We start from the raw sequence: 1,985 nt of genomic DNA, 5'->3' as shown, positions 1-1,985 counted from the left end.
TGGGCTCGGTCTGCGCGTCCACCATGGCGTAGGCGGCCACCGTGGGCGGGATCGCCGCGAAGCCGATCGCGATCCCACGCAGCACCAGCAGGACCTGCAGCAGCACCGGCCCCGGGGACCAGAGGGCGAAGGGCAGCGCCGTCAGGATCAGCCCCACGCACCCCGCGACGGCGATCCGTCCGCCGCCGTAGCGGTCCGTGAGCCTGCCGGCGAGCGGCGTGGACACCGCCGTCGCGAGGCCGTAGGACAGCAGCGCGAGCCCGGTGCCGATCGTGTCCGTGCCCCGGTCGAGCTGCAGGAGCAGCGGGAACACCAGCACCGTCCCGAACAGCGAGGCCCCGGTGAGGGTGCTGCAGACCGTGGCGGCCGAGTACCGCGGGTCGGCGAACAGGCGCAGGTCGGTGAGCGGCTCCGCCCCGCGCAGCGACCGGACCACGAAGGCCGCCAGCGCCGCGATCCCGCCCACGACCGGGCCCACGACCCAGGAGCCCTCCGCCGAGCCCCACGCCGTCACGCCGTAGACCAGCGCGGACAGGCCCAGCCCGGCGAGCAGGAGCCCGGCGAGGTCGAGCGGACCGGTGTCCGACGGCGTGCCGCGAGGCAGCACGCGGAGCCCGGCGACCAGGCCGACCGCGCCGAGCGGGAGGTTGACGAGGAACAGCCACGGCCAGGACGCCACCTCGAGCAGGACACCGCCGACGACCGGGCCGAGCGCGGGCCCGAGGCTCACCACGGCTCCCAAGAGCGCCATCACCCGCCCCAGCCGCGCAGGCCCCACGGCCTGCCCGAGCAGCGCCTGCCCGGTCGGCACCAGGAACCCCGCCGCCACGCCCTGCAGCGTCCGCGCCCTCCTCGCGGAAGGCCAGGCTCGCCGAGGCGATCATGAACTCCACGACCGGCCGGAAGCCGTCCTCCCGGCGGCGCATGACGTCGAGGGTCCAGCCGGTGACCCGGCCGCCGGGGGAGTACACGGGCAGCCAGGAGGTCACGCCCTGCACCACGCCGTCGGCGTCCTCGGCGAGCCCCACGCGCACGTGCCGGTCCAGTGCCTCGTCGACCCCGCCGAGGGTGAAGCCCATCTCGGGCAGCCCCTTCTCGCCGACCCACTGCTCGCTGATCTCCCGGACCTGCGAGACCAGGGAGTACTTCTCGTCGGCCAGGGTGACCAGCCGGAACGTGATCCCCTGCTTGCCCGCCTTGTTCAGCGCCGACCGGACGTCCTGCCACGACTTGCCGCGGAACTCCAGGTCCGGCAGGTCGATCAGGGTGTCCTCGGCGACCTGTGCGGTCCGCCAGCCGCGCTCGCGCGCCGCGGTGGCCACCTCGTCGGACACCGAGAACAGGCAGGCCACCAGCCCGGCTGTCTCGCTGCGGGTGCGGAACTCGGCCAACGCCCCGACCGGGTCCGCGCCGACGGGGTCACCGAGCCCGATCGCCACGCCCGCGTGCCGCTGCCACGCGGCGAAGGTCCCGCCGTCGGCGGTGAGGAACCACTCGTTGTCCGGCCAGGTCGCCATCCAGGACACCGACCCGCCGCCCGCGGACTCGAGCAGCGCGACGGCCGTCTCCCGGTCGGTCACCCCGCCCGCGGCCCGCCTGCGCCGCCGGGACGGGACCCGCCATGCCCGCCGTCCGACGATCAACACCACGAACAGCACGGTGTACGCCAGCCGGTCCGCGGCGAAGATGCCCGGCGGCTCGCCGAGGTCGATGTCCCCGCCCCACACCAGCGCCGCGACCGCGAGCCCGATCACCACGATCCCCACGAACACGTTGAGCCCCGCCCAGCCGACGGCCCATCGCCACGCCACCCGGTGCCCCTTGCGCAGCCCGTTGGCGAGCAGCCCGGTGAGCACGATCGTGATCACGGCGTCGAGCCAGGTGCTCTGGGGGTCGCCGGTGGAGCCGAGCGGGCCGTCGTTGGGCAGGGCGATGCTGAGCACGGACCCGACAGCCTGCAGGACCAGCAGGAACACCGCCAAGAG

The 1,985-nt window shown here is 74.8% G+C and carries 1 protein-coding gene and 1 pseudogene; both read right to left on the bottom strand.

What is annotated here, in order from left to right; genetic code table 11:
• Window positions 1-811, bottom strand: an 811-nt coding sequence (locus H5J29_RS35580) for an MFS transporter (RefSeq protein WP_376768593.1), incomplete at its 3' end; no start/stop codon positions are given.
• A 91-nt stretch (window positions 812-902) separates the two neighbouring features.
• Window positions 903-1,517, bottom strand: a pseudogene (locus H5J29_RS36675) (phosphatidylglycerol lysyltransferase domain-containing protein); the annotation flags it as partial.
• Between the last annotated feature and the right edge of the window lie 468 nt (window positions 1,518-1,985).

Source organism: Pseudonocardia pini (assembly GCF_013870575.1).
Classification (GTDB): domain Bacteria; phylum Actinomycetota; class Actinomycetes; order Mycobacteriales; family Pseudonocardiaceae; genus Pseudonocardia; species Pseudonocardia pini.
This window is presented reverse-complemented; position numbering and strand designations above follow the sequence as displayed.